23 protein-coding genes are annotated in these 24,255 nt (G+C 45.2%); 6 read left to right on the top strand and 17 right to left on the bottom strand.

Features of this window, described 5'->3' with window-relative positions; all coding sequences use genetic code 11:
* Positions 1-33: 33 nt before the first annotated feature.
* Together AC2A4J_RS02880 and AC2A4J_RS02875 are read right to left on the bottom strand one after the other, a co-directional pair.
* Positions 34-1,083, bottom strand: a complete 1,050-nt coding sequence (locus AC2A4J_RS02880; RefSeq protein ID WP_484174851.1) for a type 2 periplasmic-binding domain-containing protein — start codon at positions 1,081-1,083, stop codon at positions 34-36.
* A gap of 250 nt (positions 1,084-1,333) precedes the next feature.
* Positions 1,334-2,545, bottom strand: a complete 1,212-nt coding sequence (locus AC2A4J_RS02875; protein ID WP_484174850.1) for a Gfo/Idh/MocA family protein — start codon at positions 2,543-2,545, stop codon at positions 1,334-1,336.
* Between the two features lie 103 nt (positions 2,546-2,648).
* Between AC2A4J_RS02875 and AC2A4J_RS02870 the strand changes: the two genes are divergently transcribed.
* Positions 2,649-3,539, top strand: coding sequence for a LysR substrate-binding domain-containing protein (locus AC2A4J_RS02870; protein ID WP_484174849.1), 891 nt, complete (start codon positions 2,649-2,651; stop codon positions 3,537-3,539).
* Positions 3,540-3,659: 120 nt separating this feature from the next.
* On the opposite strand, the gene AC2A4J_RS02865 is transcribed toward AC2A4J_RS02870, so the two are convergent.
* Positions 3,660-4,730, bottom strand: coding sequence for a TRAP transporter substrate-binding protein (locus AC2A4J_RS02865; protein ID WP_484174848.1), 1,071 nt, complete (start codon positions 4,728-4,730; stop codon positions 3,660-3,662).
* A gap of 238 nt (positions 4,731-4,968) precedes the next feature.
* On the opposite strand from AC2A4J_RS02865, the gene AC2A4J_RS02860 reads away from it, so the two are divergent.
* Positions 4,969-5,706, top strand: coding sequence for a GntR family transcriptional regulator (locus tag AC2A4J_RS02860; RefSeq protein WP_484174847.1), 738 nt, complete (start codon positions 4,969-4,971; stop codon positions 5,704-5,706).
* 82 nt (positions 5,707-5,788) lie between these two features.
* Here the strand turns inward: AC2A4J_RS02860 and AC2A4J_RS02855 are convergent, their stop codons facing one another.
* The 5 genes from AC2A4J_RS02855 to araD form a co-directional block, all read right to left on the bottom strand.
* Complete coding sequence (locus tag AC2A4J_RS02855; protein ID WP_484174846.1) at positions 5,789-6,535, bottom strand: TSUP family transporter; 747 nt, start codon at positions 6,533-6,535, stop codon at positions 5,789-5,791.
* Between the two features lie 66 nt (positions 6,536-6,601).
* Positions 6,602-7,888: a TRAP transporter large permease gene (locus tag AC2A4J_RS02850; protein WP_113917501.1), complete on the bottom strand. Its 1,287-nt coding sequence runs from the start codon at positions 7,886-7,888 to the stop codon at positions 6,602-6,604.
* A gap of 3 nt (positions 7,889-7,891) precedes the next feature.
* The gene (locus tag AC2A4J_RS02845) at positions 7,892-8,440 is read right to left on the bottom strand and encodes a TRAP transporter small permease (protein ID WP_441805201.1); all 549 of its coding nucleotides are present in this window, start codon (positions 8,438-8,440) and stop codon (positions 7,892-7,894) included.
* A 10-nt stretch (positions 8,441-8,450) separates the two neighbouring features.
* Positions 8,451-9,218, bottom strand: coding sequence for an HpcH/HpaI aldolase family protein (locus AC2A4J_RS02840; protein WP_484174845.1), 768 nt, complete (start codon positions 9,216-9,218; stop codon positions 8,451-8,453).
* Positions 9,219-10,940 carry an L-arabinonate dehydratase gene (gene araD, locus AC2A4J_RS02835; RefSeq protein ID WP_484174844.1) on the bottom strand — a complete coding sequence of 574 codons (1,722 nt, stop codon included), beginning with the start codon at positions 10,938-10,940 and terminating at the stop codon, positions 9,219-9,221.
* 241 nt (positions 10,941-11,181) lie between these two features.
* Here araD and AC2A4J_RS02830 point away from each other — a divergent pair, with 241 nt between their 5' ends.
* Both AC2A4J_RS02830 and AC2A4J_RS02825 read left to right on the top strand, forming a co-directional pair.
* On the top strand, positions 11,182-12,642 hold the full coding sequence (locus AC2A4J_RS02830; protein ID WP_484174843.1) for an NAD-dependent succinate-semialdehyde dehydrogenase: 1,461 nt from the start codon (positions 11,182-11,184) through the stop codon (positions 12,640-12,642).
* Positions 12,643-12,729: 87 nt separating this feature from the next.
* Positions 12,730-13,494 (top strand): SDR family NAD(P)-dependent oxidoreductase, encoded by a 765-nt coding sequence (locus AC2A4J_RS02825; protein WP_484174842.1) that lies wholly within the window; start codon positions 12,730-12,732, stop codon positions 13,492-13,494.
* 82 nt (positions 13,495-13,576) lie between these two features.
* Here the strand turns inward: AC2A4J_RS02825 and AC2A4J_RS02820 are convergent, their stop codons facing one another.
* Positions 13,577-14,653 carry a lactonase family protein gene (locus tag AC2A4J_RS02820; protein ID WP_484174841.1) on the bottom strand — a complete coding sequence of 359 codons (1,077 nt, stop codon included), beginning with the start codon at positions 14,651-14,653 and terminating at the stop codon, positions 13,577-13,579.
* A 268-nt stretch (positions 14,654-14,921) separates the two neighbouring features.
* On the opposite strand from AC2A4J_RS02820, the gene AC2A4J_RS02815 reads away from it, so the two are divergent.
* On the top strand, positions 14,922-15,590 hold the full coding sequence (locus tag AC2A4J_RS02815; RefSeq protein ID WP_484174840.1) for a DsbA family oxidoreductase: 669 nt from the start codon (positions 14,922-14,924) through the stop codon (positions 15,588-15,590).
* An 88-nt stretch (positions 15,591-15,678) separates the two neighbouring features.
* On the opposite strand, the gene AC2A4J_RS02810 is transcribed toward AC2A4J_RS02815, so the two are convergent.
* The 7 genes from AC2A4J_RS02810 to ligA form a co-directional block, all read right to left on the bottom strand.
* On the bottom strand, positions 15,679-16,983 hold the full coding sequence (locus AC2A4J_RS02810) for a TRAP transporter large permease (protein WP_484174839.1): 1,305 nt from the start codon (positions 16,981-16,983) through the stop codon (positions 15,679-15,681).
* Positions 16,980-17,486, bottom strand: a complete 507-nt coding sequence (locus AC2A4J_RS02805; RefSeq protein ID WP_484174838.1) for a TRAP transporter small permease — start codon at positions 17,484-17,486, stop codon at positions 16,980-16,982. The genes AC2A4J_RS02810 and AC2A4J_RS02805 overlap by 4 nt, the downstream gene beginning before the upstream one ends.
* Before the next feature lie 4 nt (positions 17,487-17,490).
* On the bottom strand, positions 17,491-18,471 hold the full coding sequence (locus tag AC2A4J_RS02800) for a TRAP transporter substrate-binding protein (RefSeq protein ID WP_484174837.1): 981 nt from the start codon (positions 18,469-18,471) through the stop codon (positions 17,491-17,493).
* Between the two features lie 187 nt (positions 18,472-18,658).
* A complete protein-coding gene (locus AC2A4J_RS02795; RefSeq protein ID WP_484174836.1) occupies positions 18,659-19,117 on the bottom strand; it encodes a nuclear transport factor 2 family protein in 459 nt (152 codons plus the stop codon).
* 7 nt (positions 19,118-19,124) lie between these two features.
* Complete coding sequence (locus AC2A4J_RS02790; RefSeq protein ID WP_484174835.1) at positions 19,125-19,835, bottom strand: alpha/beta fold hydrolase; 711 nt, start codon at positions 19,833-19,835, stop codon at positions 19,125-19,127.
* 6 nt (positions 19,836-19,841) lie between these two features.
* Positions 19,842-20,696: a class III extradiol dioxygenase subunit beta gene (locus AC2A4J_RS02785; RefSeq protein WP_484174834.1), complete on the bottom strand. Its 855-nt coding sequence runs from the start codon at positions 20,694-20,696 to the stop codon at positions 19,842-19,844.
* Positions 20,696-21,118, bottom strand: a complete 423-nt coding sequence (gene ligA, locus AC2A4J_RS02780; protein WP_484174833.1) for a protocatechuate 4,5-dioxygenase subunit alpha — start codon at positions 21,116-21,118, stop codon at positions 20,696-20,698. Before ligA ends, AC2A4J_RS02785 begins: the two co-directional genes overlap by 1 nt.
* 172 nt (positions 21,119-21,290) lie before the next feature.
* Between ligA and AC2A4J_RS02775 the strand changes: the two genes are divergently transcribed.
* A complete protein-coding gene (locus AC2A4J_RS02775) occupies positions 21,291-22,520 on the top strand; it encodes a LysR family transcriptional regulator (protein WP_484174832.1) in 1,230 nt (409 codons plus the stop codon).
* Positions 22,521-22,602: 82 nt separating this feature from the next.
* Here AC2A4J_RS02775 and AC2A4J_RS02770 read toward each other — a convergent pair whose 3' ends face one another.
* A complete protein-coding gene (locus AC2A4J_RS02770) occupies positions 22,603-24,063 on the bottom strand; it encodes a benzaldehyde dehydrogenase (RefSeq protein WP_484174831.1) in 1,461 nt (486 codons plus the stop codon).
* Positions 24,064-24,255 lie beyond the last annotated feature (192 nt).

Genomic DNA, 24,255 nt, shown 5'->3' with positions numbered 1-24,255 from the left:
CAAACTGCGTTCCACGGTGCCAGCTTACTTCAATTATTTATGTAGGTTATTAATGATTTTCGCATAACTGTCACGCTTCTCTTTAAAGTGCTTTTGCGACTCTTCAGAAGTACGGAAGTTAGGGATAAAGAAGGATTTCTTAAAGGTTTCTTGAACCTTGCCATCAGCAAAGACTTCGGCCAATGCATTGTCTAAAAACTTAATCACTTCCGGAGACATACGCTTGTTGTATAAAAAGTAGAACTCTTTATCAAAGGTAAAGTTATTCTCTGCGTCCATTGGAATATTCACCCCAAGACCGGATGCATATTGCATCAGCTGATCACGAGAGGTTTCTCCCATACCGTTAGGGTTCGCTTTAGCAATTGTTGACGCTTTGGCAGTCAACCAAACGAAATCCATGGCTTTTTGGTCATCTGCAGGAAGGCGAGTATATTGCTCATTGGCTTGTACACTGCCATTGATAACATCCGCTAGACCATCAAATAATGCTTGGTTTTTGTCTGATTGAGAGCCTGTATTCAAGGCAACAAGATTGTCTTCTTGACCTGGGTACGCCAAACGCACCGCGTTCTTCATTGCTGTATAGCCAATCTCAGATACACCACCTGGCTGAATAGCAACACGTATTGTTTTGCCATTGCCCGCAGCGTTTAAGATTTCATCTATGTTTTTGTATGGTGAGTTTTTAGGTACAAGGTACCCATTACCTGGATTCGTGGCGAAAGAAGGTCCTATCGTCCATTCTTTGAAAGGGTCTTCATAACCTTTTTGGCCATATAGATTTCCAAGATAGGCTTGGTCGTGGAATATCATTAAAGTGTTGCCTGTTGGCACTCGACCTAATGCCTGATAGGCAGCAGAAAAGCCAACAGCATCGACTTTAATGTTCGCATCAATCTTTTTCGCAAGCGCTTCTGCGATAATGGAAGAAGCTTGATAAGTATCACCACCCGTTGATTTAGAACCAATTACAACGCGGATGTTTCCTCTAATTGGATTGTCTGAAGCATAGGCTGCAGCAGGTGCGAATGCACAGGCTGCCGCCATCAAAACTGTTGTGCTCTGTAGTATTTTTTTCATAACCACTTTTCCTATAATTGTTTTTTTATGTAGGACGTTGTCATTAGTTCCATTTATCGAACGTAATAACATCATACATCATACAACCCATATTTCAATACGGAATTATTTATTTTATTGCACATTAAAAATAGCACTCCCTTTCCGTAGTAACCCAAAAAAAATTGTCTAAATGACACCTAAAAACAAAAAAAAGCCCAGACCTTGAAAGCAAGGGCCGGGCTACGATGTAGCTTATTTCTTAGAAAATTTAAAGATCAATACCTTTAGATTTAAGCAGTTCTGCAACCTCTATAATCTTACCTGTCTTAACGGATTCCTCAGCCGCACAACCTACTACAACAGACCAGAAACCTTCTTCGACTGTCGCGCTGTTGGTTTGCTTACCAGCCATTTGATCGGCAAAAGCGATGTGCTCAAACCAAGTGGCACCGTTGTGACCAGAGGCTTCAATTAATTTAGGATAGCTCGGCTGTGAGGTTTTAGATGGACGATTCTGACCACAAAAGACCTCCATCTCTGTACGCAAACGCGCATTTTCACTGAAGTCTTCAATCTCAGCCGCTTTCACTCGACCTTCGTCGCCGCACACCAATAGCTCTTCATGGAACATAGGCGCAAACATGCAAAGGTTAAAGCCTGCACGAACGCCATTTTCATATTCAACAGTGACAAAAGCACTATCCAGAATATCGGATTTTTCGCCTTTGAACTCGAAGTCACGGAAATTGGTAGACTGGGAACCGTTGGCATAAACACGTACTGGACGAGACTGCGCGAACAGGTTCATCAAATCAAAATAATGACAGCATTTTTCCACCAGTGTTCCGCCAGAGAATTTAGAGAACTTGTTCCATTGGTTTACTTTATCAAGGAAGGGAATGCGGTGTTCCATGATGTTGATCATCTTCACGTCACCGACCGCTTTGCGCTCTAGTACTTCATGAATGGCTTCGGAATAAATAGATTTATAGCGATACTGCAAACCAATTTGCAAAACAGCGCCGTACTCTTTCGCCATCTTGGTAATTTCATAGGCATCTTCTAATTTGGTCGCCATCGGCTTTTCCATGAAGATGTGCTTGCCCGATTTGATCGCCACTTTTAGAACGTCAAGGTGCGTAAAGTTAGGCGTACAAATTAAAATGCCGTCTACTTCTGGGTCGTTACATGCCGCTTCTAAGCTATCGTAAACTTTAAAGTCTTCATCGGTGATTTTGGCGAATTCTTCTTTCGCCACTTTAACACTGCGCTCATTTAGATCGAACACACCATGAATAGCAGAACGACCAACACGAGTCGCCACGCGCATGTGCTCCATACCAATCATGCCACAACCAATCAGGTTCACACGAAACTGTGCTGGCTCTTTGGCGAAGAAGTGACGCTCCTCTTCATTGATGTAATGAAAGGCTGGGCCTGTGTAGCTAAATAGTTGTCCGTCGATTTTTTCTCTGCTCATGGTGTCTCACCTAACTTAGATTTATTTTGTCAGGCTAAGATAGGAAAAGCGCATCATTATGTCTAATATATGTTAATCACATGCTTAATATGAAAAAGATATCATGCGCTTTAGAAAACTGAATTATTTTATTACCGTAGCAGAAGAGCTGCACTTTGGACGCGCTGCGGCTCGCTTGCATATTGCCCAGCCGCCGCTATCACAACAGATCAAAGCCATTGAGGATGAACTCGGTGCTGTACTGTTTGAGCGCAGCAGCCAAAAAGTCTCACTAACCCCAGCAGGAGAAGCACTGCTGCCTCAAGCAAGAGCTCTTTTGCAAAACTGGGAGAAGATACAAGAACAAGTTCGCAGCATTGCCAACGGCACCGCAGGCAACCTGTCACTTGGGTTTGTTTGGGCCGCTGGCACACCACATTTTTCCAAAGGCATCGCTCAGTTCAAACAAGACAATCATGACGTGACGCTCAATCTAGAAGAAATGACCACGACCCATGCCTTGGATGCACTCAGAACAGAAAAAATCGATTTAGCGATGATCTTCCTTAATCCCCTAATGGACATCACCGACCTAGAACACCAAGGCTACGAAACACAAAAACACCTGCTCGCTCTGCCTGAGAACCACCCACTCGCACAAAAAGAAAGTGTGCCATTGAGTGACTTACACCAGCTGCCGTTTATCTCGTTTGTTAAACAAGCTCACCCTTCTCTGTACGACCAAATCATGCATCACCTGCATGCTGCTGGTGTTGAGCCTGATATTGTACAAATTGCTCGGTTGACGCAGACGACTCGAACTCTAGTCGCCGCTGGCGTGGGTATCGCACTTGTTCCAGAATCCACACAATTCGATCAGCGGGAAGGACTCACCTATCGTCCAATTGATGGCGAGCTACCAAAACTGGACATCCATTTTGTGTGGCGTAAAAACAGCCTAACGCCCTTAATGGAAAGATTAATCGCCCACCTTCAAGCGCAGGTGCCAAAGTAATAAAGAGCAACATTTTTCAGTACCAAGCAACAGACAAAAAAAAGCCAGTGCAAGCACTGGCTTAACGGAAAATACCGTTCAGAAGAATATTTACTATTTCACTAACTCGGTCATCATGGATTAATTCTGCGCCATATAAGCGTCATTAATAGAGGCTTCACAGGATTTAACCGCGCTTTCTGTAGTTTCAACCCACTTAGCGCCATATTCATTAACGAACCAATCACGTACTGGTTTCGCCGCTTCTTGGAACTGCGCTTTTTCTTCTGCAGTTGGGGCATAAACTGTACCGCCAGATGCTTTAAACTCGTTATACGCTTCTATCTGACGACGTTTTGGCATCACAGTTGTCACTTCACGTAACGCATCAAAGCCATCCATCATGATGTGCTGAAGGTCTTCTGGCATATCTTTCAGTGAGTCGTTATTCATCCACCACATAGACGCCATATAACCATGGCCATCTAACGTCATGTATTTAATATGTTCATTAAACTTCATACCCATAATATCGGTAATGCCGTTTTTAGTGCCTTCCACCAAGCCAGTTGCTAATGAAGTATACACTTCTGGCCAAGGCACAGCCGTTGGGCTGCCACCCATCGCTTTCACAAGCTGCATTTGAATAGGCGAATTGATCGTACGGATCTTCAAACCTTTCACGTCAGCAGGTGTTTTAATCAATTTATTGGTTGTCGCAAAGTTACGCCAGCCGCCCGTATTACCAATGGTCATTAAACGCATAGTACCTGTTCGATCTAGCAACTCTTTACGAATTGGTCCGACCAACATTTCATTATTCAAGGCACATTCAGCAACACGATCTGTTGGGAATATATAAGGAATATCCAGCGCTTGGATCTCTGGGAAAACATTCGACAAACCACCCGTCGTGGTATTAAACACTTGGATCAAGTTAGCTTGCAGCGCTTCAATACATTCTGTTGGGTTACCACATAGCTGACCGCCAGAATAAATATTAACGTGAATACGACCGTTTGAGTGCGCTTCAACATAGTCTTTCAACACGACAGCGCCGTCATAATCTTCATCGCTGGTATTAGAAAGATGGACAATATTGAAATCATAATCAGCCGACAGTGCAGGCATAGCAGCAAGAGACAAACTCGCCGCCATTAATGTTGGAACAAAAGCAGCTGTGGTCTTTTTTAGTAAAGCGGTTTTTTTCATTTCGAAGGCTCCGTTTTTTATTCTTTGATCACTTTTTTTATTCTGAATCACGCAAGTGGTAAACAAATAAATAGGTCATTCATAAGACTGTCTCAAAAGAGATTACTTATAGAAAATTCACTATTTTCTTGTCATGTCTTGTTTTATATCTTATATAAGACATAAAGTGCAAGAAAATAACAGATTTTTTTATTTCGTCTGGTATTCTAAATTGATTCGATACAAAGCAGGGCAACCCATGACAGTCAGTACACCGCAGCCATCCCCAACCTTCAAACCTCTGTATAAACAGGTTCAAGAGTTAATTACGGAAAGAATTATCGAAGGTTCCTGGAAGCCCGGTGAGATTTTACCGAGTGAATTTCAACTTGCAGACCTGCTTGGCGTCAGTCAGGGAACGGTTCGAAAGGCACTAAACGCATTAACCGAGGACAATGTCTTATTTCGTCGTCAAGGTGTTGGCACTTTTGTATCAGAGCACACACTGCAAAAAATGATGTTTCACTTTTTTCATTTCAAAAGTGATAACGGTGATATTCCCGAGCTGCCTTACGCCCAATTACTCGAAACACAATTAATCACACCGAATGAAAGCTTACGCGCGATATTTGATCTCGCGTCAGATGAAAAAGTGATTGAAATTCATCGTGTGCGTTCGATTAACAATACGGCTTCCATCCGTGAATTGATTTACCTACCCCATCGTTACTTTGCCGATTTACACAAAGAAGAAAAGTTGCCACACTCGCTGTATCACTATTACCAACAACATTTTAATATTACCGTTCACAAAGCCACAGACAGACTAAAAGCCGTGTTAGCCGATGAACAAGACCAAAGTGTTTTAAACATCGCTGCAGGACAACCTCTATTAGAAGTCATCCGCACTGCTCGCGCATTGGACGGACGCACCGTGGAATACCGAATCAGCCGCGCCAACAGCGAAGACCTACATTATCTGGTCGAACTCAATTAACTGACTCGAAAAATTAACAAACAAAAAGAGCGCATCACCACAAGGTCACGCGCTCTTGTCTATTTGTAAAAAACTATCCCATCTAAAATCCCTGCCACATCAAGCTAACACCCGACAATAGCAACAAACTAAACGCCACGAAGCGCATCGCTCGCCCCGAAATAGGCACAGGAAACTTTCTCGCTACTAAGGTCGCGATCACAACCACAGGAAAGCCAAGCGCACATAACAGCCAGGTGTCGATATCAACACCTTGAGAAAGGCTAACTGATCCCACGCGCAATGCCGCCGTGCAACAAAATATACCTAATAAGGTCGCGCGTATTCTGGCTTGGTCATCTGGCTGGCGATACATCATGAAAGTGATCGGCGGACCAAAAGTCGCAAACATGCCCCCCATAACGCCACCTATCACACCGCTCACAGCAAAAGCGCCAGCGGAGGATTCCTTTCTCACCCTATGAGCTTGTAGCATCATCACCAAGCTACTGACCACAATGCACAAACCTAAGCTAAATTTGAGCCACCCTAACGCATTTTCACCCAGATAACCAAGCAACCAAACGCCTAGGAAAATGGCTGGTAGGCAAGGCAAAATAAAGCCCCAAAAAGCGCGACGATTTATCTTTCGCCAATGCCCACCATAAAGCCCGATCCCCGCATTGATAAGACTTAACACACTCACCGCAAACGCAGTGACCTCAATGGGCGCTAAACCTAATGCAGACACACTGCTCACGACAATCAATCCAAAAGCGAAACCTGTTGTCGCCTGAATGTAACTGCCGAGCGCAAAGAACAATAATAAAAGCAGGCTCGAACTATCCATAAGCATAAAAGCCTCCCTCGTTTGTTTCGTCCTTAACTATGCCAAAAAACCGTGGTTTACCATCCATCAGGAGGCAAAACCGAGCAAACGAGGCAAGGTCATTGTTAGTGCTGGAATATAGGTAATGAGCAAAATAACCATGATATGCACCGCCAAATAAGGCAGCATTTCACGGCTAATCGTCTCAACTCGCTCGCCACTCACACTGGACGCAACAAACAGCACCAAGCCCATAGGGGGCGTCGTTAAACCTATGGTTAAGTTGACACACATCACAATGGCAAAGTGCAATGGATCAATACCAAACTGCGTCACAATAGGGCCAAGAATAGGACCCAAAATAAGAATCGCAGGGCCTGCATCTAAGAACATACCGACAAACAACAGTAGCAAGTTAATAATCAGCAGTAGCAACAATGGATTTTCAGTAAGAGAAACCATGATTGCAGCGACTTTTTGTGGCGCACCAGATAGGCTGATCACCGAAGAAAACGCCACCGCACTGCCGACAAGGAACAAAATCACCGCAGACGATTTCGCCGTAGCGTAAAACAAGCTTGGCAAGTTACTCACTGTCATGGTTTTCGACAACAGACTAACAACCAAAGCATACGCCGCCGCAACCGCCGCCGCCTCTGTCGGTGTAAACACACCAGATAAAATACCGCCAAGCAAAATAACTGGCGTCAACAAGGGCCAAAAAGCTTGTTTAACTGCCGTACCACGCTCTGACCAAGAAGCCTTTTCAGAGGCCACTTTATAGCCTCGACGACGTGCCAAAAACCACGTCATTGCCATTAGGCTAACCCCTACCAAAAAGCCTGGAACAAGACCGGCTGCAAACAATCCACCTACCGACACGTTCATTACAAACGCATACAAGATCATGATGCCACTTGGTGGAATAATCGGTCCAATTACAGAAGACGCCGCTGTTACAGCGGCGGCGAAACGACGCGAGTAGCCATTCTTTTCCATCGCAGGAATCAGCATTTTCCCCAACGCCGAGCAATCTGCTACAGCCGAACCACTAAGACCGGCAAACAACATGGAAGATAAAATATTGATTTGCGCCAAACCACCACGCAAATGCCCTATAAAGGCTTGGCTTACCTGTACGAGCGACAAGGTAATGCCACTGCGGTTCATGACTTCACCTGCCAACATAAAAAACGGAATCGCCATCAAAGGAAAGCTATCAATACCGTTGTACAAACGCTGTGTCAGCAAGAGATAGAACATCTCCTTACCTTCGAGAAATAGACTGAGACCTGGCGCAAACAACAAAGCAAACGCAACAGGCATCCCCAAAAACATGACAGAAAGCAAAATCCAGAAAAATGAAATGCCCATGGGTTATCCCTCGCTCTCGCTATCTGACAACACAAAATGGTCGTCGTTAGATTCATTAAAAAGACGCGCAATACCAATTAAGAAAAGTTCGAGATACACCAGCATCATGACGCCAAAACCAATTGGCATCGCCATGTATGACCAAGCTTTAGTAATAGGCAGCGCCGTGGCTAACATGCGCGTCCCTTTTAGGGCGAAATCTAGGCTTTTATTAAACGCGTAATACAAGACAATCCCGACCAATACATACAACACCAACTCCAGCAGCAAGCTCAAGCGCCTTGGTAAAGACCCTAAAATAATATCGAGCGCCGCATGTTGCTTAGTGCGAGAGACCACAGGCAGTGTCAAAAACGTCATCCAAACCATCAGGTAACGCGCCAGCTCTTCAGACCAAGGTAATGAGTCGTTAAGCACATAACGACAAAACACCTGAACGAGAATCGAAGCCGTCATCACTGCCACAGCGGTGATTGCCAGATACTTGAAAACGAACACGAAGGCAGAATTTACCTGCCCTAGCAAAGTTATTATTCTTGTTAATAAAAGCATAGAGACACCTTTACGAGTTCTTCATTTGCGCCAAATGCGCTTTACACTGACCCAACATATTGGCCAGATCATTGGCAATCGACACAAAACTAAAGCCAACTTCTAACGCCCATTTTGCATCGTCAGGCGTAGGCATAACCGTTCCTACAGGAATCCCAGCTTGATTACAGGCATTCACACAAGCCACGATTTTGGCGCGCACATCAGGGTGATTTACCTGACCTGGCAAGCCCATGGTCATCGACAAATCACCAGGGCCGATAAACACTGCGCTTACGCCATCAAGCTGGCCGATTTCTACCGCAAGCTCTAACGCTTCAACGGTTTCCAATTGAGGAATCAGACACACTTGCTCATTGGCCGCTGCTGGGTAATCCTCACGGGTTGTATAACGCGCAGCACGGTGCATTTTGGCAAAGCCGCGCTTACCCAATGGCGGATACATACTGGCCTGAACAATGGCTTTTGCTTCTTCGACCGATTCAACAAATGGGAAGTACAAGGTCATACCGCCTTGATCCAATACTTGCTTAATCGCAATCGGATCGTGGCTTGGCATACGAACCACCGCTGCGGTTGGCGTTTGCTCAACCGCCCGTAAAATAGGCGTAGTGTCGTGAATGCTGGCAGGGCTGTGCTCTAAATCCACCACCAAATAGTCATAATTCAAAAACGCCATAGCCTCTGCAACCGTTGGGCTACCAGACAAAGTCCAGCCACCAATTAACTTTTGACCATCCAGTAAACGCTGTTTAAATGGGTTAATCGTCTTGCTCATTTAGAATATCTCCGGTTCATCGATGACAGCGTCACCTTGTAAAAAGTCAAAGTCGCACCCTTCGTTTGCTTGGGTGACATGGGTTGAAAACATAGCGCCATAACCACGAGCAAACTTTGGTGGTGGTGGTGCCCAAGCCGCTTTTCTCGCCGCCATTTCTTCGTCACTAATTTCTAAATTCAGCGTGCGCTTTTCCACGTCCAAGGCGACCCAGTCGCCGGTCTGAACAAAGGCCAGCGGCCCGCCAACATAAGATTCAGGCGCAACGTGTAAAATACAGGTGCCGTAATGGGTGCCGCTCATGCGTGCATCTGAAATACGCACCATGTCACGCACGCCTTTTTGCAAAAGCTTTTTCGGAATCGGTAACCCGCCCCATTCAGGCATACCCGGACCGCCTATTGGCCCAGCATTTTTAAGCACTAAAACGGTATTCTCATCCACATCAAGGTCAGGGTCGTCGATCTGCGCCGTCATTTGAGCGTGGTTTTCAAACACCAAGGCTTTACCGCGATGATTTAACAAATGCGGGGACGCCGCAGAGGGCTTACACACCGCGCCATCAGGGCATAGGTTTCCGGTGATCACACCAATCGTGCCGCGGTCGTTTACTGGGTTATCTAGAGAACGAATCACGTCGTCATTATAAATTTCGACGCCATCCAAGTTCTCTCCCAAGGTACGACCATTCACGTTACCTTGATCCAGATGCAAGAAATCTTTAAGGCGAGTTAATAACGCTGGCAAACCACCCGCATAAAACAGATCTTCCATTAGGTATTCGCCCGCCGGCATAAGATTGGCAATAACAGGGACTTTGCGTGCCCATTCATCAAACAAAGACATGGGTAAATCAATACCAGCACGCCCAGCCATGGCGATTAAATGGATAATGCCATTGGTGGAACCACCCAGCGCAACATAAGTGACAATGGCGTTTTCAAAGGCTTCTTTGGTGGCAAGGGATTTTGGTGTTAGGTCTTCAAATACCATTTTGGTAATGCGCTCACCCGCCAAAGAACACAGACGTTGATGAGCCGAATCGGCCGCTGGGATAGTTGCCGAGCCAGGCAAACAAAAGCCCAACACTTCCGCCATAGAGGTCAGTGAAGAAGCCGTACCCATGGTGTTACAAGTACCAACTGAACGCGTCATTTTGGCTTCTAGTTCAAGCCAATCTTCATCACTTAAATTACCCGCACGTTTTTCATCCCAATATTTTCGGGTATGAGTACCCGTACCTATTTTTTCACCTTTGAAATTACCGTTTAAACTCGCGCCTGCAGGAATATAAATAGCAGGAATGTTCATACTGATGGCGCCCATTAATAGGCCCGGTGTGGTTTTGTCACAGCCGCCCATTAAAATCGCGCCATCAATCGGATGACTACGCAGCAGCTCTTCCGTTTCCATCGCAAGGAAATTTCGGTACATCATGGTGGTTGGCTTTACCATCACTTCACCAAGTGACATGGCAGGCATTTCTAATGGATAACCGCCAGCACGAATAATGCCTTCTTTCACAAACTGCGCACGTTCTCTAAGGTGAGTATGACAAGTACTGATGTCGCTCCAGGTATTAATGATGCCTATAACGGGGCGGTTCATGAAATCGCTGCGCTTGTATCCAGTCTGTTGCGTTCGTTGTCGATGCGCAAAAGCTCGCATATTATCAGGAGCAAACCAACGCTGACTGCGTAGGTCTTCGATACGTTTTGCCATGATGTAGTCCTGTTCTTTCAGTGTTTATTTTTATCGTTCGAGTGCTTAACCAACAATGATTGTTTACGGCTTCTTCAAACTTATGATATAACTCTTATATAAGACATAAGAGAAGTCAAGAACTATCCCATTACTCATTAAAAATAGTGAACAAAAGTAGCAGCGAAAAGCAGCGACTTGAAATAGACACAATCCGTAGCAATCTAAAAATAAGACACATTCATTAAAGAGAGGTACCGCAATGCTTGAACTAAAGAACAAAGCACTCCTGCAAACAAAATGTTTAATCAATGGAGAGTGGGTCGAATCTTCAGAAGGCAACACGCTCGATGTATTCAACCCAGCGACCGGTGAATTAGTAACAACCATTGCAAGCGTAGGTCCAGCTGAAACACAGCAAGCGATTGCTGCCGCCGAAGCGGCGCAAAAAACCTGGAAAAAGAAAACCGCCAAAGAGCGTGCTGCATTACTCCGCCGCTGGCATGACCTACTAATGGAAAACCAAGAAGACCTAGCGCAACTGATGACTGCAGAGCAAGGCAAGCCTTTAGCAGAATCTCGTGGCGAAATTGGCTACGCCGCCTCTTTCATTGAATGGTTTGCAGAAGAAGGCAAACGCATTTATGGCGACATGATTCCAACTTACGCACCAGACCGTCGTATCTTGGTAATGAAAGAACCTGTTGGCGTGTGTGCAGCTATTACACCTTGGAACTTCCCTGCCGCCATGATCACTCGTAAAGCAGGTCCAGCACTTGCGGCAGGTTGTACCATGATCATCAAGCCCGCCTCCGAAACCCCATTAAGTGCATTGGCCATGGGCGTGCTAGCGATTGAAGCTGGCATTCCAGCAGGCGTGATTAATATCGTTGTGGGTAAAGCGAGCCAAATTGCCAAAACCCTAACCGACTCTTCTGTTGTGCGTAAGCTAACATTTACAGGCTCTACACCAATCGGCAAATTGCTGATGAAAGACTGTGCCGACACCATGAAGAAAGTCTCTCTTGAGCTTGGTGGTAATGCGCCTTTCGTGGTCTTTGATGATGCAAACATCGATGACGCGGTGGCAGGTGCCATGATGTCCAAATACCGTAATGCGGGCCAAACATGTGTTTGTGCCAACCGCATTTATGTTCAAGCAGGTGTATACGACGCCTTCGTTGAAAAATTTGCCAAGCAAGTAGCCGCCATGAAAATCGGCCACGGTACTGAAAGCGGTGTTGAACAAGGCCCGCTGATTAACCGTGCTGCCGTCGATAAAGTCGACGAACATGTACAAGATGCCATTAGCAAAGGCGGCACAGTCGTTACTGGTGGTAAACGCCATGAATTGGGTGACAACTTCTATCACCCAACCGTTATCGCCAACGCAACACAAGACATGCTGTTTGCCAAAGAAGAAACCTTTGGTCCTTTGGCACCCGTCTTCAAGTTTGAAACAGAAGACGATGTCATCGCCATGGCAAATGACACCGAATACGGCCTAGCGTCTTATTTCTACTCTCGCGATATTGGTCGTATTTTCCGCGTAGCAGAAGCACTAGAAACAGGCTTAGTCGGAGTGAATGCTGGCGTCATCGCTACAGAAGTTGCGCCATTTGGTGGCTATAAAGAATCCGGTCTTGGCCGTGAAGGCTCTAAATACGGCATTGAAGACTACATAAACACTAAATATGTTTGTGTTGCCGGTTTAGATAAATAGCAGATAAATAACAGATAAATTAAAACTTGTAGGGTGTGTTCATGTCGCCATGAGCACACCCATTGTTTGTCGATCGGAGAATAATACATGCCGACATTAACCAACCAATACCCTTCCTTAAAAGACAAAGTCGTGTTTATCACTGGCGGTGGTTCAGGGATTGGCGAATTCCTTGTTCATCACTTTATGAAACAAGGCGCACGTGTGGCGTACATCGATATTGATGACGCTAGCTCTACCGCGTTAAACCAAAAATTGAGCGACGAATTCAACGTTGAACCTTGGTTTAGAAAAGTCGACGTGCGTGACATTGCTGCCTTGCAATCGGCCATTGATGACGCAGCACAAGAGCTTGGCCGTTTAGACGTATTGATCAATAACGCGGGCAAAGATGACCGCCATAAAATCGAAGACGTCACGCCAGAATATTGGGACAACTGCCTAAACATCAACATGCGTCCGCATTTCTTTGGCATGCAAGCCGCCGCTAAATGGATGAAAGAAGGCGCGAGCATTATCAACATGGGATCTATCAGTTGGATGCGTGGCCGTGCTGGAATGGTGGGTTACACCACATCAAAAGGGGCGATTCATACCATGACACGCACAATGGCAAGAGAGCTTGGCCCGCGCGGTATTCGTGTTAACTCTATTGTTCCAGGAGCGGTGGTTACAGAACGTCAAAAAGCCCTTTGGTTAACCCCTGAACTGGATCAAGAATTTATTGATGTGCAATCTCTTAAATTCCGCATTGAACCAGACGACATTGTCGCCATGGCGCTGTTCCTTGCCTCCCAAGATAGCCGCGCCTGCGCAGGCCAAAACTTTGTCGTAGATGCCGGAATTGTTTAACCGCCATCACTAATAAAAAAGCATCCTTCTACTCGGCATAAACTAGAGAGTTGGCAGGATGCTTTTACTTATCCAACACGTATTAAAACTCAACGATCTCAACCCAATTAGCACCATCACCGGTTGGAGCCCCATCAATTTTAGTGAATTCCCCCGTCTCCACATCCACTCGATATAAACCGACATTAGCGTCATTTTCACCCGACACCACCATAAAGTGACCATCTTTACTGAGCGCAAAACCACGCGGTTGTTGCTCGACTGGAGTCATGTGTTGGTAACTTGGCAGACCCGTATTTTGATCAATCGACAAAGTCGTAATGATGCTTTTGGTTCTTTCAGACACATACAAAAAACGACCATCCGCTGACAAATGCATATCCGCAGTCCAAATTTTAGGAAGATCATTACTGGCTTTGATGGAAGGTGGCACACCGTTTTCCAACGCTAATTCTTTCGCAGGGACACCCTCACTTACGCCTTTTAGCGTCAGCAAACCAGTATTAGAATCATACTCATAAGTCGTTACCGTGCCTGACAGCTCCCCTAGAACATAGACATATTGACCATCATTAGAAAATACAAAATGCCTTGGACCTGCGTATTTTTCAGTTTTAACGGAAGCAGGCGAGTTTGGTGTTAATTGCCCACTTTGCTCATCAAATAAATACTGCATCATTTCGTCATCTCCTAAGCTAGAAGAGAATACAAAACGATTGTCTGGGCTGGCGTGAATAGCGTGAGCATTGCGGCCAGTATCTAGCACTTGCTGCGCTTCACGGACTACCACACCTGAATCATCGATAGGACTAACACTAACCACATGGCCGCCATAAGATGCGGCAAAGAGAAAACGCCCGGTCTTATCTGTCGAGATGTTCGCCATACTGGTTGGTAAATTCGCGTCACCAACTTGTTTTAAATCACCAGATATAGGATCAATACGATAAGAAATAACACGAAACGGCTCAGAACGAATTGAAGCGTATAAATGAGACTTGTCTGGACTGACAGACAACGGCATCACATTATCACCCGCTTTCGTACTGCCTAGAAGGAGCAACTTCCCCTGTTTATCGTCTAATAGGTATCGAGTAATGGTGCCGCTTTTTGCATTTGAAACATACACATACTGATTATTATAAGTGTTCTGAGTCATTAATCTTAATCCTGTTAACCTAGTGAATGTCATCAAGTCAGTTAAAAAATATTAAATGTATAACATCACACAAGCATAGGATCATCAATAAACTTTTGCAGGCGATTCAGAGCGACCCTAAGGTTAATTTATTCAGGTTTGTGTAAATTATCTGCAATGGTCACCACGGGAAGGCTTTCTCTCTTTTAATTCTTACACACGCCCCCATTTATTTTCCTATGTACAATTTTTAACCTTAATCTTTTATCTACAAGCGATGGGAACCACTATGAAAGAGCCATTAGATATTCAATTTGTTTCCGATGTAATGTGCCCTTGGTGCGTTGTCGGTCTTGGTAATCTCAATAAAGCACTGGATCAACTTAGCGACAAAATCGATACCACACTGACCTTCCAGCCATTTGAACTGAATCCGAACATGCCTGCAGAAGGTCAAGATCTAAGCGAGCACATCACAGAAAAATACGGTATCAATAAAGAACAATCAGACCAAAACAGAGAAATGATCCAAGCCCGAGGTAAGGAGGTCGATTTTGATTTCAACTTCAATTCAGAAAGCCGCATGCGTAACTCATTTGATGCTCACCGCTTGCTGCATTGGGCCCACCTAGAAGGCAAACAGGCGGAACTTAAAAACGCTCTGTTTAAAGCACACTTTACCCATAACCAAGATGTGAGTGACCACAAAGTGCTCGCCAACCTTGCCGCTAGCGTGGGTCTAGACCCAACGACAGCAAAAGGCATTTTGGATAAGAACCACTTTGCTGATGAAGTCAGAGAACAAGAGCAAACCTGGCAACAGAATGGCATTACCTCTGTACCAACGGTCATCATCAACAACGCCTACGCGATTTCCGGCGGGCAACCAGCAGAAGTGTTTAAAAGCGCCATCGAAGAAGTCCTAGAAAAAATCAAAGCAGAACAAGCAAACGCTTGATAAAAAGCCCCATGTTATTTATCCATTAATTGGAAAATAACATGGGGCTGTTAACTTTATATCTCGTATTTTTACTACAGCGCTAAGGTCACCCAAACATAGTGTTAGGAAGATAAAGTACAATCTGAGGGAAGATAATCAATAAGGCTACAGCCAAGATCATCATCAGCCAGAAGGGTAAGACACCGCGAAAAATATCACCTAACTCTACTTTCGGCGCGACAGACTTAACGATAAAGACGTTGATTCCCACTGGAGGCGAAATCAACCCCATTTCAAGAGTCAGCACAGTCAGTACACCAAACCAGATTGGGTCTATTCCTAGTGAAACAATAATCGGAAAGAATATTGGTAAGGTTAGAACCAACATGGCGAAGCCTTCAAGAAAGCACCCCAATACAAGATAGACAGCAAGAATCAGTATCAGCGTTCCAATAACGCCCAAGCCTAGCCCTGACAGTAATTCGCCTACCGCTGAAGGAATATGACTTAACGCCATAAATGGGTTAATCAAATGAGCCGCAATCAAGATAAGCATCACAGTAGCCGTTGTGACAACCGCATCCCGAGACGCATGCCAAAGCGTTTTTAGTGACAATGCACGAGTTACAAACCCAACCAAAATCACCACACCTGCACCAACGGCAGCCGCTTCAACCGGAGAGAACAACCCGCCGTAAATTCCGCCTATCGTCAGCAATATCACCGAGACAATCGGGCCTGCCCCTATTAAAGCTTTCACTTTTTTACGCAAGCTGGTTGCCGGCCCAGCTGGACCATATTCAGGACGGAACCAACAAATGACGGTGATCACTAAAATGAACAACATCAACAGCATGATGCCGGGCAAAACCCCCGCCAAGAACAAACGACCAATACTTTGCTCAGTCAAAATGGCATAGATAACAAAGCCAGTCGAAGGAGGAATTAATATACCAAGCGTACCACCAGCGGCAACGACACCTGTCGACAGCCTTTTGTTGTATTTAAAACGGTCCATTTGACCCAAAGCTACCTTACCCATCGTCAAAGCTGAGGCTACAGACGACCCAGACAGAGCAGCAAAACCACCACAACCAATTACTGTTGCAGAAGCCAGTCCGCCACGTTGCTGCCCGATAATGGCATACGCCGCATCATAGAGTTTTTGGCTCATTCCCGTGACTGACGCCACGTTCCCCATCAATATAAACAGCGGAATAACCACCAATTCAGGAGACGAAGCCAAAGTAAAGGTTTCAGAAGCCAGCAAACTAAACGCAGATCGACTGCTATCCAGCACCGTAATACCAACAAAGCCCACCGAAAACATGGTAAACGCCACAGGCACGCGTAATGCCAGCAAAACAAACATGACAAAAATGCCAATAAAACCAATCATTGAAGCGCTCATGCGGCATCCCCTTTGCGAATGTCACGCCCCGATAGAATTAATTCAACAGCACGCAACGACATTCCTGCAGCGGTTATTAAAGCTAAGATAGACAGACAGTGTTGGAATATGTCTTTTGGCAAACGCAACAAATTAGTCGACAAATTCAACATGGTTGAAATTTTAGCGCTTTCGTTAACGGCATAAGCAATACCCACAAAGATGACGGCACCAAGCAAGGCGGAAAAAATATCGATCAGTCGATTCATCCATGCCGGATAACTACGTTCGAAAAGATCCACTGCAATGTGGCCTCCTTGGCGGTCACACAGAGCCATAGCCCCGAAAACCACGATGACCATCGTCATTGTAATCATGTCTTGTGAACCATAAATTGGCGAACCAAAGGCTCGTCCAATAACATCCGCCAAAAGAATGACCACTTCCACGATCAACCCCAAAGCCCCCAAGGCGGCGGATAAGCCAATTAGCCTATCCGCCAATGTGCGTATTGCGTTCAACATAATGTTATTTGCCTTTCAATGCAGACAGTGTCGCTGCGCCATCGACACTTTTAACATAAGACTGGATAACGCCAGACACAGCCTTTGCAAAGGCTTCTTTTTCAGCATCTGTCAGTTCTACCACAGTATTCGCGCTATCTGCTCTTGCGGCTTCAAGTGCTGCTATGGCAGTTTGCATCCAAGCGTCTTCAGCACTTTTTGATAGACTAAGGCCACTCGCTGCATCCACCGCTGCTTTTTGGTCTGCACTTAATCCATCGTAAACTCGGCTACTCAGTACAGAATAGAAAGTTAATCGACCTAATGGCGCTCCCAATGTCATCGCATCAGCAACTTCATCTAATTTGAAATCTTTCAAGGTAGACGCACCCGTTATAACCCCATCAATCAAACCAGTTTGCATAGCGTTATAAATTTGACTTGCTGGCATTTGCACAGGCGTTGCGCCTAATGCTTTTGCCACTTCGGCAGCAGTCGTACCTGCAACACGAATTTTGAGGCCAGCAAGATCTGCTGGCGTACGAATCACCTTATTGCGCATGATGAAAATATTCGGTTCAGAGGTCCATAATGCTACGGGCTTAGTTCCAGGAAACTCACGGCTTAAATGTTTATCATAAGCGCGCCAAAGCGCTTCATAGCCAGGCATATCTTCAGGGATCGCGCCTGGTAATTCCGCAATCATGGTTTTACCAAACTGCGAGGATGTATAACCAGGCAAGCCCCAAGACATGTCCGCAGCGCCTTGCAAAACACGCACGTATTGCTCAGCAGGACCCGCACCTAGCTCTCCACCGTGGTAACCGCGAACAGTAAGAGAACCATTAGTAGCCGCAGATAAATCCGTATTTAGTTTTTCAATCACTGACGCATTAATAGTGTGGAACGGTGGCGTAAAACTGGCAAATTTCAACTCTTGTGCAAATGCTTGACCAGATATCGCGATAGCTGCTGACGCAGCAAGAATGATTTTATTCAATGACATAAGTATTCTCCCAATGTTGCTTTGTGCCTTCTTAAAGGCTTTATTATTTTTGTAATGGCACCGACCGAGTAAACGGGGAGCCCTACTTGAAAAGAAACTCAACTTTAACTGATTAATCTTTAACGATTACTTTAGCCTTCTAACCCTCTTTTTCATCTAGCAAATCGTTTTAACTATCCTGACTAGCCTAAGCTAGATCACCTCCCTTGTAGTGTAGTTCAATCGAGCCCTGTCTTTTCGAAATCACCCACTCATCACCCATTTTTCTAAGCTCATCCACAAAACGGCCAATAAAAACATCAGCATTAGCCTCAAGTAAATTTTCTATACCATCTGCTTTTTTGTTTGCTGCAAACAACATCACTCTCGATGTCACAATAACGTGCCTATCGTCGATAATCTTGGATTCCAGGTTCGTCAACGCATGACAAGTTTCTTTTGCTGGACGAGCGGTAAAAGACGCTAAAATAGCCTCTCGCCCCTCGATCTTTACCCTTGGTGCGCTAGGGCGATAAAGCACGCCATCTTCGGCATAACAATTCGCCAGCTCTTGCCATCGACATTGATCAAGTAAGTTAATAGAGCGTGTTACCAAAGACTGACACTGCCACTCTATCAACATATTTTCTATCGTTTGAGTACTCATCATTCACCTACTTCTGTAACCATGAGTGCAGTGCGGCTGCAACGTTTTCTGGCTGCTCTACTGGTGCCATATGACCAGCATCATCGATCACCACCAGCTCACTTCCCGTAATTTTTTGTTGGATTACCTGATGCTGGGTAACAGGACTCCATGTGTCTTGCGTTCCAGATAGTAATAATGTCGGCACTGATATGTTGGCGAGCTGGCCTTCTGCATCAGGACGATTGATCAAAGCCTGTATCTGCTTTTCAAAATCCTCAACCGAATACCCCATAACCATTTGCTCAAGCGCTGCCATTAGAGACCTGTTTTCTAAGCCTTTTGGTGACATCATGGGCACCAGCCATTCGTCCGCTAAAATGGCCATTCCATGCAGCTTTGCCGCATTGATCAACCGCATTCGGCCCGGAATTTCTTTCTCTGACTTGGGATGAACACCTGTATTTAAAAGCGCGAGACGCGTTACTCTCTGTGGCGCAAGGCGATATATTTCCAGCGCGACACGCCCTCCCATAGAGTGACCTGCCAAAGCAAAATCGCCTTCAACACTGGATAACACAAACCGAGCCATATCGGTCAGATCATCAAACCCAGCAAAACTAATAATTTCAACGTCTGCATCTTTCTCTAATTGAGCTGCGACGTTTTGCCACATTCGTTGATCACATAGCAAACCAGCTAAACAAACTAATTTGGGTCTAGTTATGCGCACATTCATTGTGATTTAGGCTCCCTTTTCATCAACATTTTTGTATATCAGATGACCCAGCGCCGTATTAGAAACCGGCACATGGTAATGACGATGAATCTCTGTCACATCGTGGTTTAATGCCCCACGCATGATTAACCACATCACCATTTCAGCCCCTTCTGTACCGGATTCTCGAATGTATTCAACTTGGGAAATTGCAGCTAACTTCGCGTAATCGCTTTTTAAATCATCCATAAAAGCGAGATCCCATTCTTGGTTGATCAAGCCGGCTCGCTCACCCAGTAATTGGTGGCTCATACCGCCTGTCCCCCAAACCTGAACATTTACGTCCTCTGGATATTGATCAATGGCAGCTCGGATCGCTTTACCCAAAGCAAGACAGCGCTCTCCAGTTGGTGCAGGGTAAACAACAGTATTCACTGCCAAAGGAATGACTTGGCACGGCCATTCATCAACTTGACCAAACACCATGGATAGAGGAACGGTGAGACCATGATCTACATCCATTTCATTGACAATCGTCATGTCAAAGCCTTGTTTTATAAGCGATTCGGCAATGTGCCACGCCATTTTAGGTGCACCTTTTACCGTAGGAACCGGGCGTGCGCCATAACCTTCATCAGCTGGGCTATATTCTTCCCCACAGCCAATAGCAAAGGTTGGGATAAACTTCATATCAAATGCGGTCGCATGGTCGTTGTACACCAAAATCACCACATCGGGTTTCTGCTCGCGAATCCATTTTTTAGTAAACTGAAAACCATCAAATATCGACGCCCATTTAACGTCACCGCTGTCGCCTTTATCAATAATGTGTCCAAGCAATGGAACATGAGAGGTTCCCAATCCTGCCGTAATCTTTGCCATTATTGCTTCTCCTTGGACGGATTTTTGTCAGACTCTTTTTCATTCGTGAATCGATTGCCCTCTGGCGATCGACCACCATTGCGCATCATTTCCATGTAATCTTCAGGAGATAAATTAGTCATGCTAGACACCGCTGCCGCGACGCTAAGCCCATCATTTGAACTGATTTTGACGAGGTAATAAATATTGCCACCAAGGGCAATAAGTTGACGAAAGTCGCGAGCCAACACGGCTTTTTTTTGGTCCTCAGTCATGGACCATTGATCAAGATAAGCCCGTTCATTTTGTTTGAACGCAACTCGGTTCGATTCTTTCATCAAAGACATACAAAACTGATTGAGGTGAAAACCTATTCTGGCCATATCGCCGTCAAACACGGTCGTGCCAGGAATATTGCTGTAAGGCTTATTGTTATTATTCATTCGTATACCGCCTGCACTCATCGAGCACATTCACTAAGTAAAACTTGATCATTTAAAGGTACACATAAAAGGCCGCTTTGCCATATGCACATTTAAAAACATAGATTTAAATTTGGTTATATCATAGATTATAAACCTATAATGGAAGGCATCTACTAACAGGAAACACAAGATGAACACCACCACGGCACACTTTCCTTTGACCATAAAACAATGTCGTGTGATTAGAGAAATCATGAAAAAAGGTACCGAGAAGGACGCCAGTACCTCATTAAGCCTGAGTCAATCCAGTGTCTCGCGAGCATTATCACAAGCAGAGCATGCCTTAGAGGTGAGTATTTTCACGCGTGGTTGGAGCGGAGCGGAGCCCACTTCAGCAGGGGAGCTAGTAATCTCGTCTTGCAACAGCATTTTACAAGCCATCGCTGATACAGAGCGCCAACTACAGCAAAACACCACTACCTTACTAAAGCTAAAAACCTATGTTGAATGGCGCCATTTGATGATCATAGAGGCCGTGGTGAGAGTCGGCAGCGCCTCAGTCGCAGCACAAATACTTGAGATGACACAGCCGGCGGTCAGCAAAACCTTAAAAGAAGTCGAAAACATGGTGCAGCAGCCTCTTTTTTCAAGGGCACGCCGAGGTCTGATTCCACAAACTGCCGCCAAACAGCTTGCTTCCCTCTATCTCAGAGTTTCACCTGTTGTTCAGTCTCTTCAGCATCAACTTCAATCTTTACCCAATGAATTAGCGGGCAGACTATCCGTTGGCATGCTGTCATTTTCCTGCCAAGATATTGTTCCCATTGCGTTTGCCTCTATTTTCAAACAACACTCAGGCATTCGACTGCAAGCTATGCAAGGTCCATATCACATGCTGTCAAATGCTCTACGACAAGGTGAAATAGACTGTTTTCTAGGACTGATGAGAAAAGGGCCAATTCATCCAGAGCTCATCGAGCTGCCATTACTACGAGCTCAATACGCCTTAATTGCTCGCGCTGATCATCCCGTTCACAGCTATGCTAAAAACCTTGGCGATTTGATCAATGAACGCTGGATAGTAGCCCGCCACGGCACACCTATTCGGGATTATTTCGAGAGTTTGTTTCATAGTATCGATAACAAGCCGCCGATTCAGGCGCTTGAAATGTTGACCTTTGCCTCGTCAGAAGAACTCGTTATTCATAGCGACGCCATCGCGCTGCTATTTTATGATGATTGGAATATCAATCAGCTCAATCCACGCCTGAAGCAAATCCCCATCACACTTCCTAACCCTGAATGTACTATTGGCATAACTCTACACAGAGAGCGACAATCCACAATCACTCAAACATTTATTGAAGAGTTGAAATTAACGATTATAGACAAGCTAAAATACAATAACCTCAAGCCATAAAAGCGTAAATAATAAAAAGCCCCATGCTACTTTCCAATAACTGGATAAACCGCATAAGGCTTTTTCAGTACCTACTTATAGGTTAGAAAGGATATGGTGTAGCAGATTGCTTAACCGTTACCCATTGCCAATGTGTATAAAGATCCCAATCCGCAGGACCACAAACCGAATTTCCATTACCTGATGCACCACAACCACCAAATGGGTTGATGCATTCATCATTAACGGTTTGATCATTGATATGCAGCAAACCAACATGTAGCTGAGCACCAATGCGCTGCGCACGGGAAAGATCATTCGAAATAACCGCGCCCGCTAAACCATATTGAGTATTATTGGCCATCGCAATCGCTTCATCATCGCCTTTAAAGGTGACGATATTGACTACTGGGCCAAAAATTTCCTCTTCAAAAGAGCGCATTCCCGGTTTCACATTACTCAACACCGTTGGCGAGTAAAAAGGCCCGTCATGCGTTCCGCCCGCTTCTAATTTAGCGCCCGCAGCAATGGTGTCTTGCACAATGGCATGTACTTTTTCAAGTTGGCGCTGATTAATCAGCGGGCCCAAAGCCACTTTCCCAGACACAGGATCGCCAACCGGTAAATGTTGTGCTTTTTCGACGATTTTTGCAGTTAACGCTTCTGCAATACTCTCTTGTACGAGAATACGACCAGACGCCATGCAAATTTGCCCTTGGTGGAAATACGCGCCCCAAGCAATATTGCTCGCAGCCACATCAAGGTCGGCATCTTCCAAAATAATCAGCGAACTTTTACCACCTAACTCAAGAGACACTTTTTTCAAGTTACGGCCACAGGCTTCACCCACTTTTCGACCCGCTGCAGTAGAGCCCGTAAACGCCACCATGCCTATTTCTGGCGCGGCACAAAGTGCTTCCCCCGCGTCAACAGCACCAGGAAATACTTGAAACACTCCCTTTGGTAAGCCCGCTGCTTCCAAAGCAAGAGCAAGAATAAAACCACCCGTTACTGGCGTTTGAGGGTCAGGCTTAGTCACAACGGCATTACCCGTTGCTAAGGCTGGCGCAATCGATCGAATGGAAAGAATCATCGGAAAATTAAACGGCGAAATAACCCCCACCACACCAATAGCCTTGCGAGTTGCATAAGACATGCGCTCCGGAACAGAAGGTAACGTCAGACCATTGGGCTCCAAGGTCATATTGGCCGCCAATTGCAGGATTAAAATGGCTTCTTTTACTTCGTGCTGACCTTTAGGAATAATGCCGCCCGTTTCACGCGCGATATACAAAGCAAACTCCTCAGCATTCTCTCGAATGAAAGACGCGGCTTTATGAAACAAGGCAGCCTTGTCTCTTGGTGGGACTTTTACCCATTCTTTTTGCGCTTCATGTGCTCTCTGGCAAGCGGCATAGACGTCGTCAGCCGTGGCAATACCAACTTCACTTAAAACCTTACCTGTTGCTGGCTCCATGACCTCTTGCTTATTTGAAGCCGTAACCCAATCACCCGTAAAAAACATCCCAGACCATTTTTTTGATTCCAGTACGGATACCGTCATATCTGCTCTCCTATTTATTTTTATTCATTGGTTTATACCTAAAGCAATACCTATGCCGAAATATTATTATTTTTCTTTCACTCTCAATAGAAGTGTCAAACCATTGATAACTAATGCATTTCAATCAATATAAAACTAGAAAGTACGATCTAGCATAGCTTAAATATTAAACAGCGCACTTGACGATATCAT

Source organism: Marinomonas sp. ATLA20, from assembly GCF_057180105.1.
This window is presented reverse-complemented; position numbering and strand designations above follow the sequence as displayed.